At 40.0% G+C, this 14,641-nt stretch carries 16 protein-coding genes; 13 read left to right on the top strand and 3 right to left on the bottom strand.

From position 1 onward, the window contains the following. Positions 1-117 precede the first annotated feature (117 nt). Genes gspH through cysQ form a run of 9 tightly spaced genes read left to right on the top strand, consistent with a single transcriptional unit; the run spans position 118 to position 6,607 of the window. Positions 118-723: a type II secretion system minor pseudopilin GspH gene (gspH, locus tag A923_RS0120820; RefSeq protein WP_017223628.1), complete on the top strand. Its 606-nt coding sequence runs from the start codon at positions 118-120 to the stop codon at positions 721-723. After that, positions 723-1,112, top strand: coding sequence for a type II secretion system minor pseudopilin GspI (gene gspI / locus A923_RS0120825; RefSeq protein ID WP_017223629.1), 390 nt, complete (start codon positions 723-725; stop codon positions 1,110-1,112). Before gspH ends, gspI begins: the two co-directional genes overlap by 1 nt. Position 1,113: 1 nt before the next feature. After that, entirely contained in the window at positions 1,114-1,752 is a 639-nt protein-coding gene (gene gspJ / locus A923_RS0120830; protein WP_017223630.1) for a type II secretion system minor pseudopilin GspJ, read from the top strand. Further along, positions 1,752-2,726, top strand: a complete 975-nt coding sequence (gene gspK / locus A923_RS0120835) for a type II secretion system minor pseudopilin GspK (protein WP_017223631.1) — start codon at positions 1,752-1,754, stop codon at positions 2,724-2,726. The genes gspJ and gspK overlap by 1 nt, the downstream gene beginning before the upstream one ends. Next, positions 2,723-3,940, top strand: a complete 1,218-nt coding sequence (gspL, locus tag A923_RS0120840; RefSeq protein ID WP_017223632.1) for a type II secretion system protein GspL — start codon at positions 2,723-2,725, stop codon at positions 3,938-3,940. Before gspK ends, gspL begins: the two co-directional genes overlap by 4 nt. Beyond that, a complete protein-coding gene (gene gspM / locus A923_RS0120845) occupies positions 3,937-4,410 on the top strand; it encodes a type II secretion system protein GspM (RefSeq protein ID WP_017223633.1) in 474 nt (157 codons plus the stop codon). Before gspL ends, gspM begins: the two co-directional genes overlap by 4 nt. Next, positions 4,407-5,162 (top strand): type II secretion system protein N, encoded by a 756-nt coding sequence (locus A923_RS0120850; protein WP_017223634.1) that lies wholly within the window; start codon positions 4,407-4,409, stop codon positions 5,160-5,162. The genes gspM and A923_RS0120850 overlap by 4 nt, the downstream gene beginning before the upstream one ends. Positions 5,163-5,209: 47 nt before the next feature. Next, positions 5,210-5,755 (top strand): ADP compounds hydrolase NudE, encoded by a 546-nt coding sequence (gene nudE, locus A923_RS0120855; RefSeq protein ID WP_017223635.1) that lies wholly within the window; start codon positions 5,210-5,212, stop codon positions 5,753-5,755. Between the two features lie 45 nt (positions 5,756-5,800). After that, entirely contained in the window at positions 5,801-6,607 is an 807-nt protein-coding gene (gene cysQ, locus A923_RS0120860; RefSeq protein WP_017223636.1) for a 3'(2'),5'-bisphosphate nucleotidase CysQ, read from the top strand. A 93-nt stretch (positions 6,608-6,700) separates the two neighbouring features. Here cysQ and A923_RS0120865 read toward each other — a convergent pair whose 3' ends face one another. Then, positions 6,701-8,074: a sodium-dependent transporter gene (locus A923_RS0120865; RefSeq protein ID WP_017223637.1), complete on the bottom strand. Its 1,374-nt coding sequence runs from the start codon at positions 8,072-8,074 to the stop codon at positions 6,701-6,703. A 329-nt stretch (positions 8,075-8,403) separates the two neighbouring features. On the opposite strand from A923_RS0120865, the gene fabR reads away from it, so the two are divergent. Both fabR and A923_RS0120875 read left to right on the top strand, forming a co-directional pair. Then, positions 8,404-9,024 carry an HTH-type transcriptional repressor FabR gene (gene fabR, locus A923_RS0120870; protein WP_017223638.1) on the top strand — a complete coding sequence of 207 codons (621 nt, stop codon included), beginning with the start codon at positions 8,404-8,406 and terminating at the stop codon, positions 9,022-9,024. A gap of 23 nt (positions 9,025-9,047) precedes the next feature. Further along, positions 9,048-9,410 carry a DUF1422 family protein gene (locus A923_RS0120875; RefSeq protein ID WP_017223639.1) on the top strand — a complete coding sequence of 121 codons (363 nt, stop codon included), beginning with the start codon at positions 9,048-9,050 and terminating at the stop codon, positions 9,408-9,410. 75 nt (positions 9,411-9,485) lie between these two features. Here A923_RS0120875 and trmA read toward each other — a convergent pair whose 3' ends face one another. After that, positions 9,486-10,598, bottom strand: coding sequence for a tRNA (uridine(54)-C5)-methyltransferase TrmA (gene trmA, locus A923_RS0120880; protein WP_017223640.1), 1,113 nt, complete (start codon positions 10,596-10,598; stop codon positions 9,486-9,488). Between the two features lie 382 nt (positions 10,599-10,980). Here trmA and A923_RS0120885 point away from each other — a divergent pair, with 382 nt between their 5' ends. Continuing rightward, positions 10,981-12,786 carry a TonB-dependent receptor domain-containing protein gene (locus A923_RS0120885; protein ID WP_017223641.1) on the top strand — a complete coding sequence of 602 codons (1,806 nt, stop codon included), beginning with the start codon at positions 10,981-10,983 and terminating at the stop codon, positions 12,784-12,786. Positions 12,787-12,909: 123 nt separating this feature from the next. Continuing rightward, on the top strand, positions 12,910-13,698 hold the full coding sequence (gene murI, locus A923_RS0120890; protein WP_017223642.1) for a glutamate racemase: 789 nt from the start codon (positions 12,910-12,912) through the stop codon (positions 13,696-13,698). A gap of 14 nt (positions 13,699-13,712) precedes the next feature. Here the strand turns inward: murI and A923_RS0120895 are convergent, their stop codons facing one another. Further along, complete coding sequence (locus tag A923_RS0120895; RefSeq protein WP_017223643.1) at positions 13,713-14,168, bottom strand: RNA recognition motif domain-containing protein; 456 nt, start codon at positions 14,166-14,168, stop codon at positions 13,713-13,715. Positions 14,169-14,641 lie beyond the last annotated feature (473 nt).

Below are 14,641 nucleotides of genomic sequence, written 5' to 3' on the forward strand. Positions count from 1 at the left end.
TAATGATGGATTAAGGCGCAGTATAATGGCTGTGCCTTTCTCTATTTACCTTGAACATGTCTAATATTAATCGCTATTTTTTCCATCCATCCATCCAATAACAATCCAAGGAATATAATGCAAGATCGTACTCATCAAGAAGCTGGCTTTACACTATTAGAAATAATGTTAGTTATATTCTTAATGGGCATGATGGTTACCGGTGTGGTGATGACCATGAACACCGCGGGTCCCGATAGACAACTCAAACAAGAAGCCGCGCGTTTTGTTGGTGTATTAGAGTTAGCGGAAGAAGAAGCGCTACTCAGTAGTATTGAAATGGGATTAGTGATTACAGAACAAGAATATCAGTTTGTTTATTTAGATGATAAGGACAGGTGGACTGCGTTTACAGACTCGAAAATATTTTCCAAAAAAGAGCTTAAAGAAGACATGATATTGTCTTTTGAACTGGCAGGATTAAAAGCTGAGAACAGCTTTTTAGGTAGCCGTAAGTTGTTCGAAGATGATGAGGGTTTATTTGAAGATAAAGGCGGACTATTTGAAGATTATGATAAAGAAGCCCGTATCGAACCGGATATCTTTATTTATTCTAGCGGTGAGATCTCGGACTTTACGTTAACCTTTACTTACAGCGATGCCGATCTTGGCGATAGTAGTATTCAAGTTCAATTTGATGAATACGGTGACTTAATCATTAATTCGACTGTGGATGGATTTTGATGAAACCACGTTCAGGTAATGCCTTGTTATTTAAACAAGCGGGTATGACGTTATTAGAAGTCATGGTTGCGATGGCGATATTTGCCACTGCTGGGCTGGCGGTAATGAAAGTCGCGACTGAGAATTTACGTAGTTTAGCTTATTTGGAAGAAAAAACATTTGCTAACTGGGTTGCGGCTAATACGCTCACAGAGTTAAAACTGGCGAAAACAATACCGGGTAAATCATGGCGTAAAGGGGAATCGGAATTGGCTGGGCGAACCTGGTATTGGCGTTATAAAGCAGAAGCGACAGACAGTAGCGATTTTGTTGGGGTAACAGTTGAAGTGGCGACAGATAAGAAATATGAATCAAGGGTTAGCCACTTACTTACCTATGTGGTGCGCTAAGATGAACCGACAACCGAGAATACCGCAACGTGGCTTTACGTTGATCGAAATGATGATTGCCATTGCTATTTTTGCTCTGCTTAGTTTGGGGGCTTATCAAGTACTACAAGGTGTATTGCGCAGCGATGAAGTATCAAGAGATCGTGGTGATGCCCTAAAGCAGTTGCAACGGGCTATGGTCATCGTCGAACGTGATTTTCAACAAATGAATGCCCGTAACAATCGCAGTGATGATGAACTGACGGCAATGCCATTACAAGCTGGGAAGTTTATGTTTGACAGCGATGACGATGGCATTGCTTTTACACGCAGTGGTTGGCGAAATCCATTATCACAGCTACCTCGTTCTTCATTACAGCGGGTCATATATCGAGTGAAAGATGCGCATTTAGAGCGGTTAAGTTATGTCTACTTGGACCCCGCTACTGGTGAAGAACCGAAGACTAAGCTCATTTTAGAAAATGTCGAATCAATGACATTTGAGTTTTATCACGAGAAGAAATGGGCAGAAACCTGGACCAATAAAACAGCTTTACCTGATGGCGTTAAAGTCACACTGACATTAAAACGTTTTGGGGAGATCCAACGTTTATTTTTATTACCTAAAGCCACGGTTAACAGTGCAGAGGAAGAGACCTAATGAGACATGCGTCTAAACAGCATGGTATTGCGCTGCTGACCGTGTTGCTTATCCTTGCTGTTATGGTGATTATTGCGGGTAATATGTCGTCACGATTACAGCTAGAGTTACGCCGTACCAGTAACATTATTACGCATCAGCAAGCGTTATGGTATGCCTATGGTGCCGAAGCCTTAGTTGAGAAAGGGTTAAAACAAGCATTAAAAGACGATGACACGATTAACTTAGACCAATCTTGGGCGACAGAAGGAATGGTGTACCCGGTTGATAATGGCCAGATTGGCGGTCAGGTTTTGGATATGCAAGCCTGCTTTAATGTCAATGCGGTGACCGGGGAAGACAAAGAAGGTCAAGCGCCATTAGCAGTACGCCAATTTCGAGATTTATTAGAGCAACTTGAATTTGATGCATATCAAGCCGAACAGCTGAGTGATGCACTACGTGACTGGATTGATGAAGACAGTAATGTTGTGACGAGTTACGGCGTTGAAGATGCTTATTATGAATCTCTCGATTATCCTTATCAAGCAGCTAATCAGCGGTTATCAAATGTCAGTGAGTTACGCGCGATAAAGGGCTTTAATCAAGTTATTTACCGCAAGGTTCGGCCTTATCTTTGTGCATTACCAACCGCGACATTAAAGATTAATGTGAATACGATTGCTATCGATAAACCAGAAATATTAGCAGGATTATTTTCAGGTAAGTTATCCCTCGATCTTGCGAAGAACATACTCGAAGAACGACCAACAAGTGGTTGGGGAACTATCGTTGAATTTTTATCATTAGCGACATTAAAAGACATTGAAATCAATGCTGCTGAGAAAAGCACATTCGATGTGAAAAGTAGTTATTTTGTCGCTCTATTACAGGCTGAGTTTGGCAGCGCCACGATGAAGCTAGAGTCATTTTTTAACGCTGAAAGCAAAGATAATGTTTATGTTATACGTCGGCAATTCGGAGGAGCTCAATGAGTGAGCAATTAGTAGTAAGACTTGGTAGTGAAAGTCGACAAGCAATACATTGGTTAGTGTGGTCAACAGTAGAACGCGAGATTATTGCATCGGGTATTTTGGCCTGTGCGGAAGATCTGATTGAACTTAAATCGCGCGCTGGTGGCCGACCAATAATCACCTTAGTACCAAGTTGTGATATCACCTTTAAAGATGTAGAGCTACCTGGACGCAGTAATAAACAATTACTCAATGCCTTGCCCTATATGCTAGAACAAGAATTGAGTAGTGATATTGATAAGCTACACTTTTCAGTATTAGAGAAGCTTGCTAATACAGTGTCGGTTGCGGTGATTGCCCACGAAAAAATGCAGGCGTGGCAATCTTGGTTAGCAGATGCTGATTTAGTATGTGAGCAATACATTCCCGATGCTTTAACCTTGCCTTACAGTGACGCGCACTGGAGTGCCGTTGAATTGGACGGCCAATGGTTAATTAGGCAGACACCGACGCAAGGGGTGTGTATTGAAAGTGGCTTGTTAGCGTTTGTTTTAGCCGCTACTGAGTCTTCTGAAAATGAGGGGGGCAGTAACGCCAAAATAGTGATGAGCTATTCTGCGCTTGATACACTTGGATTAGCGAACTGGCAGCAAGGTCAGATTGAACTGCCGATGAAACTGTGTGCAGAGGGCGCGATTGGCAGTCGTTATAATTTATTGCAAGGTCAGTACAAGGTTGTACGTGAAGAAAACGTAGCATTAAAATTATGGCGCGGTAGTGCTATTGCCGCCTGCTTGGCTATTGTGATGATATTTGCGAATCAATTTGTCACCTTAAATAAACTAGAGCAACAACAATCGGCGTTAGATAACGAGATTAAGCAAGTCTATAAAACGGTGTTTAAACCGAAGAAAATGCGTTTGAATACCCGTTTAGTTAAAAAGCAAATGCAGAACCGCTTAAATGCTTTACGTGGCGGTGACGATAACTCGGGCTTCTTGGTGATGCTGAGTCAACTAACACCAACATTTAAACAGTTACCAGGCATTCAACCTATTTCAGTTAGGTTTGATACCAAGCAAGCGACATTACGGTTACAAGCAAGCGCAGCAGATTTTCAAGTGTTTGATAAACTTAAGTCCTCGCTATCAACGCAATTTGACGTAGAGCAGGGGACATTAAGTCAACGAGATGGTCGCGTTCAAGGCACGCTTGATATAAAGGGTAAAAGATGAAAGCACATTGGCAACAATTAGAGCAAAAAGAAAAGCAGCTTATTAGCATATTAATCGCGACCCTACTGCTTGCTGGTGGCTATTGGCTGCTTTGGCAGCCGTTACAAAATGACATTGTTAATACCCAGCGTAAGGTGAACGTAGAAACCCAAACATTAGCCGATGTTAAAGCGCTTGGGCAAAAAATCACCGACTTACAGGGTGGACAAGTTAATCGTGCTGATGCCGGCGACCTTAATCAACTTGTTAGTCGTAGTGCGGCACGTAATAAAATTGCTATCACGCGTATTCAAGCTAAATCAGATTCATTGCAAATATGGATTGATGATGTCAATTTTAACCAACTAATCGCATGGTTAGAAAAACTAAATAAACAATACGGCGTTGAGATCAAAAATATCGACGTGAGTGTCTCTGATACTAAAGGCATGGTTAAAGTACGTCGTTTACAGTTAGGAAAAAGAACATGAAAAGTAAACTCTTAATGGCAGGCTTTGTCACTGTTGCTTACAGTTCTTTTTTGATCGGCACACTACCGGCAACATTGGCATTATCTTATGTTTCACTACCCACTAACGTAACGATAAACCAAGTCGAGGGCACAGTATGGCAAGGCCAAGCTAAGCGGGTATCGTTTAATGAGATAGAAGTCGACGACGTGCGTTGGGATACTTCTGTAATGGCATTACTAACCGGATCTGCGCAAGTCTATGTTGAATTCGGTCGCGGTAAAAACAGCTTACGCGGTAGCGGTGAGTTAGGTTATTCAAGTAACGGCGCTTACGCACAAGATTTTACCGCGTCAGCAAGCTCTGAATGGCTTGTTCGCGCAAGTAATGCGCCATTGCCAGTGGCTACACAGGGTAACGTTAAATTAACGATCGCAGAGATGCAGCAAGGACAACCCTGGTGTGAACAATTAAATGGCCAGTTGAGTTGGTCTAATGCGGCAATTGAATCGTTATTGGGTAATGTTGAAATCGGCTCTGCCGTTGCTAACTTGAGCTGTGATAACGGTGCCATTGTGGCCAATATTAAACAAAGTTCTAATCAGCTTAAATTATCCGGTAGCGCGAAGTTAGAAAGTAAAGGCAAATACAGCCTATCTGCAGTGTTAGTACCAAGTAATGAATTACCTGAATCAATACGCAGTAATCTGCGCTATATTGGTAAAGAAAATGCCAAAGGTGAGTATAAGATTAATTACGCAGGGCGGATATAATATTGTTATGTAACGTACTGGCGTTATGACAAGGATGCAGAATTAAAATGACACATCAAAAACCCAAAATATTAAACACGAAAATCGTCGCAGAAAGCCGATTATTTAAAGTTGAGTCCGTCGCACTGCGTTTTGCTAATGGTGTTGAGCGTACTTACGAAAGAATGAAAGGCGGCGGTCACGGCGCCGTTATGATGGTACCTGTCGATGCGGATAATAATCTTATCTTGATCCGTGAGTATGCAGTTGGTACCGAACGTTATGAGCTTGGTTTTCCTAAAGGGGCTATCGATAAAGGTGAAACGGCATTACTTGCAGCTAACCGAGAGTTAATGGAAGAGGTCGGTGTGGGGGCTAAAAAACTGACTCTACTGAAAGAAATTAATTTAGCTCCGAGCTATTTTTCTGCTCACATGCAGATCTATCTGGCACAGGATTTATACCCAGAATCGCGCGAGGGAGATGAACCTGAGCCGCTCGAAATTATAAAGTGGCCACTGGCGCGGGCAAATGAACTGCTTGATAATGATGAGATCACAGAATCTCGCGCTATTTGTGCATTATTACTTGCCCTAAAACAATTAGATAAGTAATACTAAATAATTAAGTGATGGCGAGAAAAAAGTAGGATGTGCAGTATGCAAGTAATGACCTTAATTCCAGCGTTAAAAAAAATTGCACGTGCCACTGGTACTGTGATCTATGATATTTATCAGTCGGGTGAATTTGAGCAAGAAATTAAACTAGATCATACCCCCGTTACCAGTGCTGATATCGCCGCACACGAATACCTCTCTGCGCAACTTGCGCTGTTGACCCCCGATATACCTATTCTATCTGAAGAAGATTGCGATATTGCCGTTGCAGAGCGTCAATCGTGGGATACCTATTGGTTATTAGATCCGTTAGATGGTACCCAAGAGTTTATCTCTCGTAGTGGTGACTTTGCGACAATCATTGCCTTAGTACATAAGAATAAACCTATTTTGGGCATGATCTATGGACCTAAGGATGATGTACTCTATTGGGCCGTTGATGGTGAGGGCGCATATAAAGAAACCGCAGCAGGTGAAGAGCAAATATTCAGCCATACATGCCAGCAGCCATTAACAAGTCTGAATGTCGTTGTGAGCCGTGTGCAGAACCCAGATAACATCCGGCAGTTAGTTGAAGATGATATTGATCTCGAGTTGCAGTCTTTAGGTTCTGCGAGCTTAAAGGGCTGTTTAGTGGCAGAAGGCAAAGCGGATTGTTATATACGCTTAGGGCTTACGGGAGAGTGGGATACCGCAGGTACGCAATGTATCGTTGCTGAAGCAGGCGGTGCTATTCTTGATTTGAATTTAAACCCATTATCTTACAATCAGCGTGACACTTTAAAGAATCCTGATTTTATTGTCTTTGGTGATCGAAATTTAAACTGGTCTGAGATTTTAACTGGTTAATCAGTTGGCTTATAACACCAGTACTAGTTTATAAATATGAAAAAGGTCAGCACATCGCTGACCTTTTTCATATTTATTGAACGGTATCAAGGTTTATTGGAAGGATGCAAACACCAGAATAAGTACTAATACTGGGCAAACAAATTTCACATACACAGGCCAGACCTTCCAGAAGATAGAATGCTCTGTGACACCTTCTTGTGCCCTGATCTCAGCCATTAGGCCTTTACGGCTCCAGACCCAGCCCGCGAAAATGGCGACACCTAAACTGATCAGTGGTTGTGCATATTGTGTTGTCAGCGTAATAACAAAACCAAACAGTGTTGAGAAGTTAAATACAATCACCAAGCTTAATGCTGTCACGATAGACCCGACGATATAAGCGGCTTTTTTACGTGTCATTGTTGCACGCTCAGCAAGGTAACTTGTCGGTGACTCCATCATGCCAATTGCAGAGGTCAATGCAGCAACAAATAACAAGGCAAAGAATAGAACTGAAACGGGGTATTGTGCAGCCCCCATGGTTTCAAATAATGCCGGTAATACTGTAAATACCAGAGTATCTGAGCTCAACAGGCTACCGTCAGCAGCAAAAATCTCAACACCATTATGTGATGCAACATACATCGCGGGTAAGATCACCATACCTGCAACGAATGCGACGGCTGTATCCATTAATGTTACTTGCGCAGCTAACTTGGCAATATTTTCTTTTTTGTTTAAGTAAGAGCCGTATACCATCATGCAACCACTGCCTAATGATAATGAGAAGAATGTTTGGCCTAATGCACCAATTAATACATCGCGATCCATAATACGACTGAAGTCTGGAATAAGTAATGCGCGTACACCTAGCTCTGCGCCAGGCTGAGTCACAATGTAAAGCATTGCTGAAATTAGCATTAAAAATAATAGCGGCATTAAACGCTTTGACCATTTCTCAATGCCGTCTTCCACACCTTGCTGAATCACTAAAATAGTGAACATGGCAAATATCACTGTAAATACCACATTACGTGACAGTGACATATCAACCAACCAACTTGCTGTTGTCGCTGACCCCATGATTTCAGCAAGCGGCGCTAAGGTATTACTGATAAACCAACCTGATAAAATACCGTAGAACGAGAAAATAAGCGCTGAAGTAACAATGGCTGCAAGACCAATGGCAATACCGATTAATTTGACACTTTTTGTTTTAGCGAGTGCGCTTAATGCATTCGCTGGATTTGTTTGTCCGTGACGACCGATCATTAACTCTGCAATAAGCATCGGATAACCAAGCATAAAAATCAGTACAAGATAAACCAGTAAAAAAGCACCGCCACCATTACTGGCTGCTTGTGTTGGGAAGCCCCAAATATTACCGACACCAACAGCAGAGCCTGCGGCTGCCATGATGAAACCAAACTTTGAACTAAATTGGCCGCGTTTAGCGGTGTCTGTTGTTGTACTGATGGTTGACATAACTCTCCGTGTAAACTTTAATTTACTATAATTGTAATTTGTAACTAAATATTTACGGGTAATATGCTGTCAAATGGCTGCTAGGTCAAATTAAACAGCTATTATTTTTATTTTAAGTAGGTTTAGGTGCTTTAAATATGTTTTATTGCATGATTTTGATGCTATTTTGAATGTGTGTAATTATTTGTTTACGGTCGCGGTAGTAAGGCTTAGTTGTTGTTTATTTTAGTGGTGTTAAATAGACGAAGTAATAAGATTAGTTGCTGATAGTCTCGAAAGTAGTATTATAATATCAGTGTTAACAACCTATTAATAAATGACTTTAAATTATGACCGGAATTAGAGCCCAGCAAAAAGAAAAAACCCGTCGTTCACTGATCAACGCGTCATTTCGCTTGGTGACCGCTGAACGCAGCTATTCAAATTTGAGCTTACGTGAAGTAGCACGTGAGGCTGGGATCGCGCCCACGTCTTTTTATCGTCATTTTTGCGATATGGAAGAGTTAGGTTTAACCATGGTTGATGAAGGGGGCCTTACATTAAGGCAACTGATGCGCCAAGCACGACAACGTATCGAAACCGGTGGTAGTGTTATCCAAACCTCGGTTGAAACATTTATGGAATTTGTTGAACAGAATCCCAATATTTTTCGGGTGCTATTACGTGAACGATCTGGTACTTCAGCTGCGTTCCGTGCTGCGGTTTCTCGTGAGCTTCGTCATTTTAGTCACGAGCTGACAGACTATATAGAGCTGTCAACAAAGTTAAATCGTGATGAAGCGACGATCCAATCTGAGGCAATGGTCACAATTGTTTTTAATGCTGGCGCTGAAGCACTCGATTTATCGAACGAAGAACGTCGTGCATTGTCTGAACGTACTATAATGCAATTGAGAATGATTGCAAAAGGCGCAGCGGTACTAAAAATGACAAGAGGTATTACGCTGTAAACTCTGAACATTGAGGTATTTAAATGACGACAAAAAATCAAGCAGGTTACAAACCATTATATTTTGCTTTTTTAGCAGGCTTATGTGGCAATGCAACGTTAGCAACCTTAACCACGAGTGAAGTTCAGTTTAGTATTTTCCCACTCATTGCATTAGCGCTGGTGGCTTATAATTGGTATCAAGTTTATATGACAAGTGCCATTGAGAGTCATATCAGTAAATCATCGTTAGGTTTGTTTGCGATAGGTGTACTGACATATACCACGTTCGTGCGTATGGAATATCCAGAACTCGGCAGTAACTTTTTACCGTTAATGTTGGTATTGGGTTTGTCTGTTTGGGTTGCCAAAACCATTGGTGTGTTTAGTCCTAAAGTCGAAGCTTAATTTAGACCGATTAAAAAAGCCCGTTAACAATATTTTTGTTAACGGGCTTTTATCTATTCAGATTAATATTTTTAGTTAACCTTCTTCGTTCACTTTTTTAGTTAAGTAAACACCAGACTCAACATGGTGGGTATACGGAAATTGGTCGAAGAGTGCAAAACGTTCAATATTATGCGTTTGGCTTAAAGACTCTAAGTTGTCACTCAGTGTTTCAGGGCTGCAAGATATATAAACGATATTATCGTACTCTTGCACCATCTTAACTGTTTCTGCATCAAGCCCAGCACGTGGCGGATCGACAAAAATAGTGTTGCAATTGAACGTTGTTAAATCAACGTTTGCCGCTTTAAGACGATTGAACTCACGCTCACCTTTAATAGCAATAGTAAACTCTTCAGCCGATAAGCGTAAAATAGTTAAATTATCTAGGCCATTTTCAGCGATATTATATTGCGCCGATTGTACTGATGATTTTGATATTTCTGTCGCTAATACTTTGTCGAAGTTTGGTGCTAATGCAATAGAAAAATTACCATTACCACAATACAACTCAAGCAGATCACCGCTACAATCTTTTGTTACATCCAACGCCCATTCAAGCATTTTCTGATTCACAATACCGTTTGGTTGAGTAAAGCTATTTTCAACTTGTTGGTATTTTAATTGTTTGCCTGCCACGGTTAATTCTTCAACCACGAACTCACGATCAAGTACCACTTTTTGTTTTTTAGCGCGACCGATAATGTTGATATTGAAATGTTCGCTGAGTTTTTCTTTTAATGCTTTTGCTTCTGCAATCCATTCATCACTTAATTGGTGATGATAAAGTAAGCTGACCAACACTTCACCGCTCAGTGTTGATAAAAAATCGACTTGGAAAAGTTTAAAGCGTAATACCTTCGATTGTTTTAATTCCGCGATTAGCGTTGGCATGAGCTCATTGATCAATTTACTACCAGGTAAGAAGTAATCGACTCTAAATTTTTGCTTGGTATCTTGATTAAACATGATGTAGTAAAGATCATCGCCGTCATGCCAAACACGAAATTCTGCGCGTAAACGGTAGTTTTCTGCTGGCGAGTCGAATATTTCTAATTCTGGCGGTGAGAATTTTTTAAATATATCACGTTGACGAGTGGCTTTATCGTCAAGTTGTGATTGGTAGTTGTCAGGGTGCATTTCGATCATGTGGGCTCACCGTAGTTAGATACTAAACAAAAGAGTAGCGATTGTAAGACCCAATTATAGTTTGTCCAGCATATTTTACTTTCAACTCGATACTTACCTTGTCTTATTTTGAAATTATAAATATCCGAATTATAAATATACATTTATCACGCATAATTCTATACTTTTGGCCGTTATTAATAGTAGAGCTAAATCTCTAGTTTAGTAATATACATTTATTGGGGGAATTCAGTTAGATTCTGGACCTGTCGCGCAACGGTGATAGTGCTTAGCACTTAAGGCCGGTCTCCAATAGGAACAGAGTAATTTATAAAATAATAAATACTCAATTTTGCTGAATGATTCGGCTTATTTTTCTACGCGTAAATAGGAAAAATTTACAATGTCTAAAAAACTCTTAGCAGCTGCACTCTTGCCGTTCGCTGTTCTTGCCCAAGATCCATCTATTACCAATCCTGAAGAAGTAACCGTTGTTACTGCCAACCGTGTAGAACAAGCTGTTTCTGATGTGCTTGCTCCTGTTAGTATTGTTACTCGAGAAGATATTGAGCTTACTCAAGCTAAATCTGTTATTGATGTATTCCGTATGCTACCTGGTGTCGACATTGGTGTTACTGGTGGCCGAGGACAATCAGCAAGTGTATTTATTCGCGGTGGTGAGTCAGATCAGGCTCTAGTACTTATTGACGGTATTAGAATGGTCACTTCAGTTTCCGGTTATATTGATTTTAATCAGATTCCGATTAATCAAGTCGAAAGAATAGAATTTATTCGTGGTGCTAGGGCAGCCGTTTATGGTTCTGAAGCTGTATCAGGTGTGATCAATATCATTACAAAGTCGGGTTACGAGCAAGATACGCTATCTCTTACTGCTGGAGCTGGTAGTGAGAATTATCGAGAAGGGAATATATATACGTTTTTTGGTGTTGGTGATAATACCAATGTTAAATTATCAGCAAATTATGAAACAACAGACGGTTATAATGTTAAACCTCAGGCTGCAAATGCTGGAGATACACACGGATTTGATAGTGAAAGTTATCTCATCGCGGTCGACCATAGATTTTCTGAGCGTTGGGGTGCATATGCTCAGACTCGTTATTATCAGAATACTTACGAATACGATAGCTACGGAGACAAGAAAGAGTCTTGGGTAAGTAATATTGCAGCAGATGTCAGTATTAAATATACAGGTATGTCGGTAAATTCCAATATTCAATATAGAATATCAGAACAAGATACTTATGATTATGAATCGGGTTCTGGTAAATCATCAGACTCAGACGGTGCGAACAATTATAAACAACAAGATGTTAACTGGATCTCAACATATACAGTTAATGATTCAACATTCTCCGCAGGCTTAGATTGGCGTGATGACATTATGTATGCTTATGGCGGTAGTGCTGATGATTCACGTCGTAATACCGGTGTATTTACAAATGTTGTGAATGCTTATAAAGCGTTTATGTTTGAAGGCGCAGTTCGTCTTGATGATAACGAATTCTATGGTACTCATAACACGTGGAGTATCGGGAGTGGTTGGCAGATAACTAATGTTTATCAATTAAAAGCGTCAATAAGTACCGCATTTAAAGCGCCATCGTTATCCGAATTGAATTCAAATAGCTCTAATCAAGAAATAAAGCCAGAGGAAGCAATTAATTATGAGTTGGGCTTAACAGTGACTGAAGAGCTATTTGACATATCTCTACAAGTTTATCGGAATGAGGTTTCGGATCTGATAACTTATATAAGTTACTCACCTGTTAGTGGTTCTATTTTTGAAAATGTTGATGGTGAGAGTATATTGCAAGGCGCAGAGCTTGGCTTAGGGTTTGATCTTGGTATTTTATCAAATAACTTATCTTTAGAGTATTTAGATGCACATGATGCTAAGGGTAAGGAGTTATCGAGAAGAGCTAAACATAAAGCTAAATGGCAAGGTATTATTAGCACAAATAATATTGATTGGTCATTACAATACCTATACCAAGGGGAAAGAATCGATGGTTCTAATACACTTGATGCATATAGTTTATTTAATGCATCAGCACAATTTTTCATTACAGAAAAGTTGACTGTATCTGCACGTATTGAAAATTTATTTAATGAGCAATATGAAACTGCATATGGTTATGAAACGGCTGACCGTACTGCGTATCTATCAGGTAAATATACTTTTTAGTTAATTTGAGATGGTATTTCATTGGAATACCATCTCTTTCTTTTCTTCCTTTCCTTAAGAATTGTTTCAATTTATCCCTCCCTTGATTATTATATAGCTTTATAATCACCTAGTGGCTTGTACATGAGTAAAATATTGATTTTTGATTCTGGAGTAGGTGGCATATCTATATATAAAGCAATCAAAGAACAATTACCGAACGCGGACTACCTTTACCTGTTTGATAATGCATACTTCCCTTACGGTGAACTTGAGCCTGAGTTTCTTATCGAACGTGTTTGTCAGCTAATCGGTTACATGTATGAAAAGCATAAGCCGGATCTTGTGGTTATCGCCTGTAACTCTGCTAGTACATTGGTGCTACCTGCTTTGCGTCAACGTTTCCCTATTGCTTTTGTTGGCGTTGTACCCGCAATCAAACCTGCTGCGTTGCAAAGTAAAAAGAAAAAAATAGGTTTATTAGCCACTCCAGGTACGGTTTCACGAGAATATACCCAACTACTTGTTAATGATCATGCTCAGGGTTGTGAGATAGACATGATCGGAACAACGAGTCTAGTCTTACAGGCTGAAAATAAACTTTATGGCCACACTGTCGATCTAGATGCCATTAGCAATGTTGTATCAAAGTGGCAGGACCCAGATAATAGTCCTGATGTCGTGGTATTAGGTTGTACTCACTTCCCATTACTTGTAAATGAGTTAGAGGAAGTCCTAGGTGAGCATATTCAATTTATAGACTCAGGTATGGCTATCGCATCACGTGTGAAAGATATATTAGGTGGCGGGGATGCGGTTGCGGATCACGGTCATACAGGAAAAGCTTTTTGTACCAAAACACAGGCACAAAAAAAGCTGACTCTCCTATTTAATGAAATAGGGTTAAGTCAGCCTTTATATATAGACGTATAATCTAATGAAGTAAATTACTCTGCAGGATGAAGAGTACGTTCATTCGCTTCACGTACTTTTAATGTCCGCTGTTGGTACTCAGCATCATTAAGCGATTGAATTGCTTCTTTCGCGTCAGCCTCTGGCATTTCGACAAAACCAAAACCACGACGTTTACCTGTATGCTTGTCTTTCATTAAGCGAACTGATAATACCTGCCCATATTCTGCAAACAATGTACGTACTGATGTTTCATTTGCTCGGTAAGGTAAGTTCCCTACATATAAAGTCGTTGTTTCTACAGCTACGCCGCTTGAAGATGAAGGTGTTGTTAATTTAATTGTAATACCAGTAATAATTGCACCAATAGCAAATGCAATCGGTGCTGCTATTGCACTTCCTATAAAGGAAAGCGCTGTAAAACCAATTGCAGCAATTGCTACTGAAATAACTGATGCTCGAGTAGCATTGGATAAAGTTGAAAAGCCCATCGTTTTAAAGAACCCCTGAAAACACATAAGTGATTAATATGAAAGAATAAATTATCAATTGTTACTCTCGTCCCTAATAGTAACTAATATATAGAAGAGCGACAATCAATCTCAATGTATCAATAAAAAGCTAAAAAAAATCATAGCTGTGTCTTATTTTGTCAAAAAATGTATGAAATACAAACAAAAATATTACTATTATTGAAATATAAATGCATAGGCTGTGTATAACATGGTGGTAAGTTGTGATTAATAATGTCTTTTGTTTTTTATATAAAAAAGACTTGTCATCATCCGCCATCTCTCTATAATGCGACCTCACTGACACGGCAACAGCCGCTAAGTAAAGGTGTTTATGAGTATCGAAAGTTACTTTTTAAACCTCTTGAAATTAAGTACAAATATGTACTTGACTTCAAAGTAGGTTTGCGTAGAATACGCAGCCTGACTAGGACGAAAGACGTCAAGGTCAA

Origin of the sequence: Moritella dasanensis ArB 0140 (assembly GCF_000276805.1) — a bacterium.
Classification (GTDB): Bacteria; Pseudomonadota; Gammaproteobacteria; order Enterobacterales; family Moritellaceae; genus Moritella; species Moritella dasanensis.

Bases quoted from the DNA above. Each gene is read 5' to 3' on its own strand.
- gspL (WP_017223632.1), top strand. From the start codon at position 2,723: ATGAGTGAGCAATTAGTAGTAAGACTTGGTAGTGAAAGTCGACAAGCA.
- gspI (WP_017223629.1), top strand. From the start codon at position 723: ATGAAACCACGTTCAGGTAATGCCTTGTTATTTAAACAAGCGGGTATG.
- cysQ (WP_017223636.1), top strand. From the start codon at position 5,801: ATGCAAGTAATGACCTTAATTCCAGCGTTAAAAAAAATTGCACGTGCC.
- murI (WP_017223642.1), top strand. From the start codon at position 12,910: ATGAGTAAAATATTGATTTTTGATTCTGGAGTAGGTGGCATATCTATA.
- nudE (WP_017223635.1), top strand. From the start codon at position 5,210: ATGACACATCAAAAACCCAAAATATTAAACACGAAAATCGTCGCAGAA.
- gspJ (WP_017223630.1), top strand. From the start codon at position 1,114: ATGAACCGACAACCGAGAATACCGCAACGTGGCTTTACGTTGATCGAA.
- A923_RS0120875 (WP_017223639.1), top strand. From the start codon at position 9,048: ATGACGACAAAAAATCAAGCAGGTTACAAACCATTATATTTTGCTTTT.
- gspM (WP_017223633.1), top strand. From the start codon at position 3,937: ATGAAAGCACATTGGCAACAATTAGAGCAAAAAGAAAAGCAGCTTATT.
- A923_RS0120865 (WP_017223637.1), bottom strand. From the start codon at position 8,074: ATGTCAACCATCAGTACAACAACAGACACCGCTAAACGCGGCCAATTT.
- fabR (WP_017223638.1), top strand. From the start codon at position 8,404: ATGACCGGAATTAGAGCCCAGCAAAAAGAAAAAACCCGTCGTTCACTG.
- trmA (WP_017223640.1), bottom strand. From the start codon at position 10,598: ATGATCGAAATGCACCCTGACAACTACCAATCACAACTTGACGATAAA.
- A923_RS0120885 (WP_017223641.1), top strand. From the start codon at position 10,981: ATGTCTAAAAAACTCTTAGCAGCTGCACTCTTGCCGTTCGCTGTTCTT.
- gspH (WP_017223628.1), top strand. From the start codon at position 118: ATGCAAGATCGTACTCATCAAGAAGCTGGCTTTACACTATTAGAAATA.
- A923_RS0120895 (WP_017223643.1), bottom strand. From the start codon at position 14,168: ATGGGCTTTTCAACTTTATCCAATGCTACTCGAGCATCAGTTATTTCA.
- gspK (WP_017223631.1), top strand. From the start codon at position 1,752: ATGAGACATGCGTCTAAACAGCATGGTATTGCGCTGCTGACCGTGTTG.
- A923_RS0120850 (WP_017223634.1), top strand. From the start codon at position 4,407: ATGAAAAGTAAACTCTTAATGGCAGGCTTTGTCACTGTTGCTTACAGT.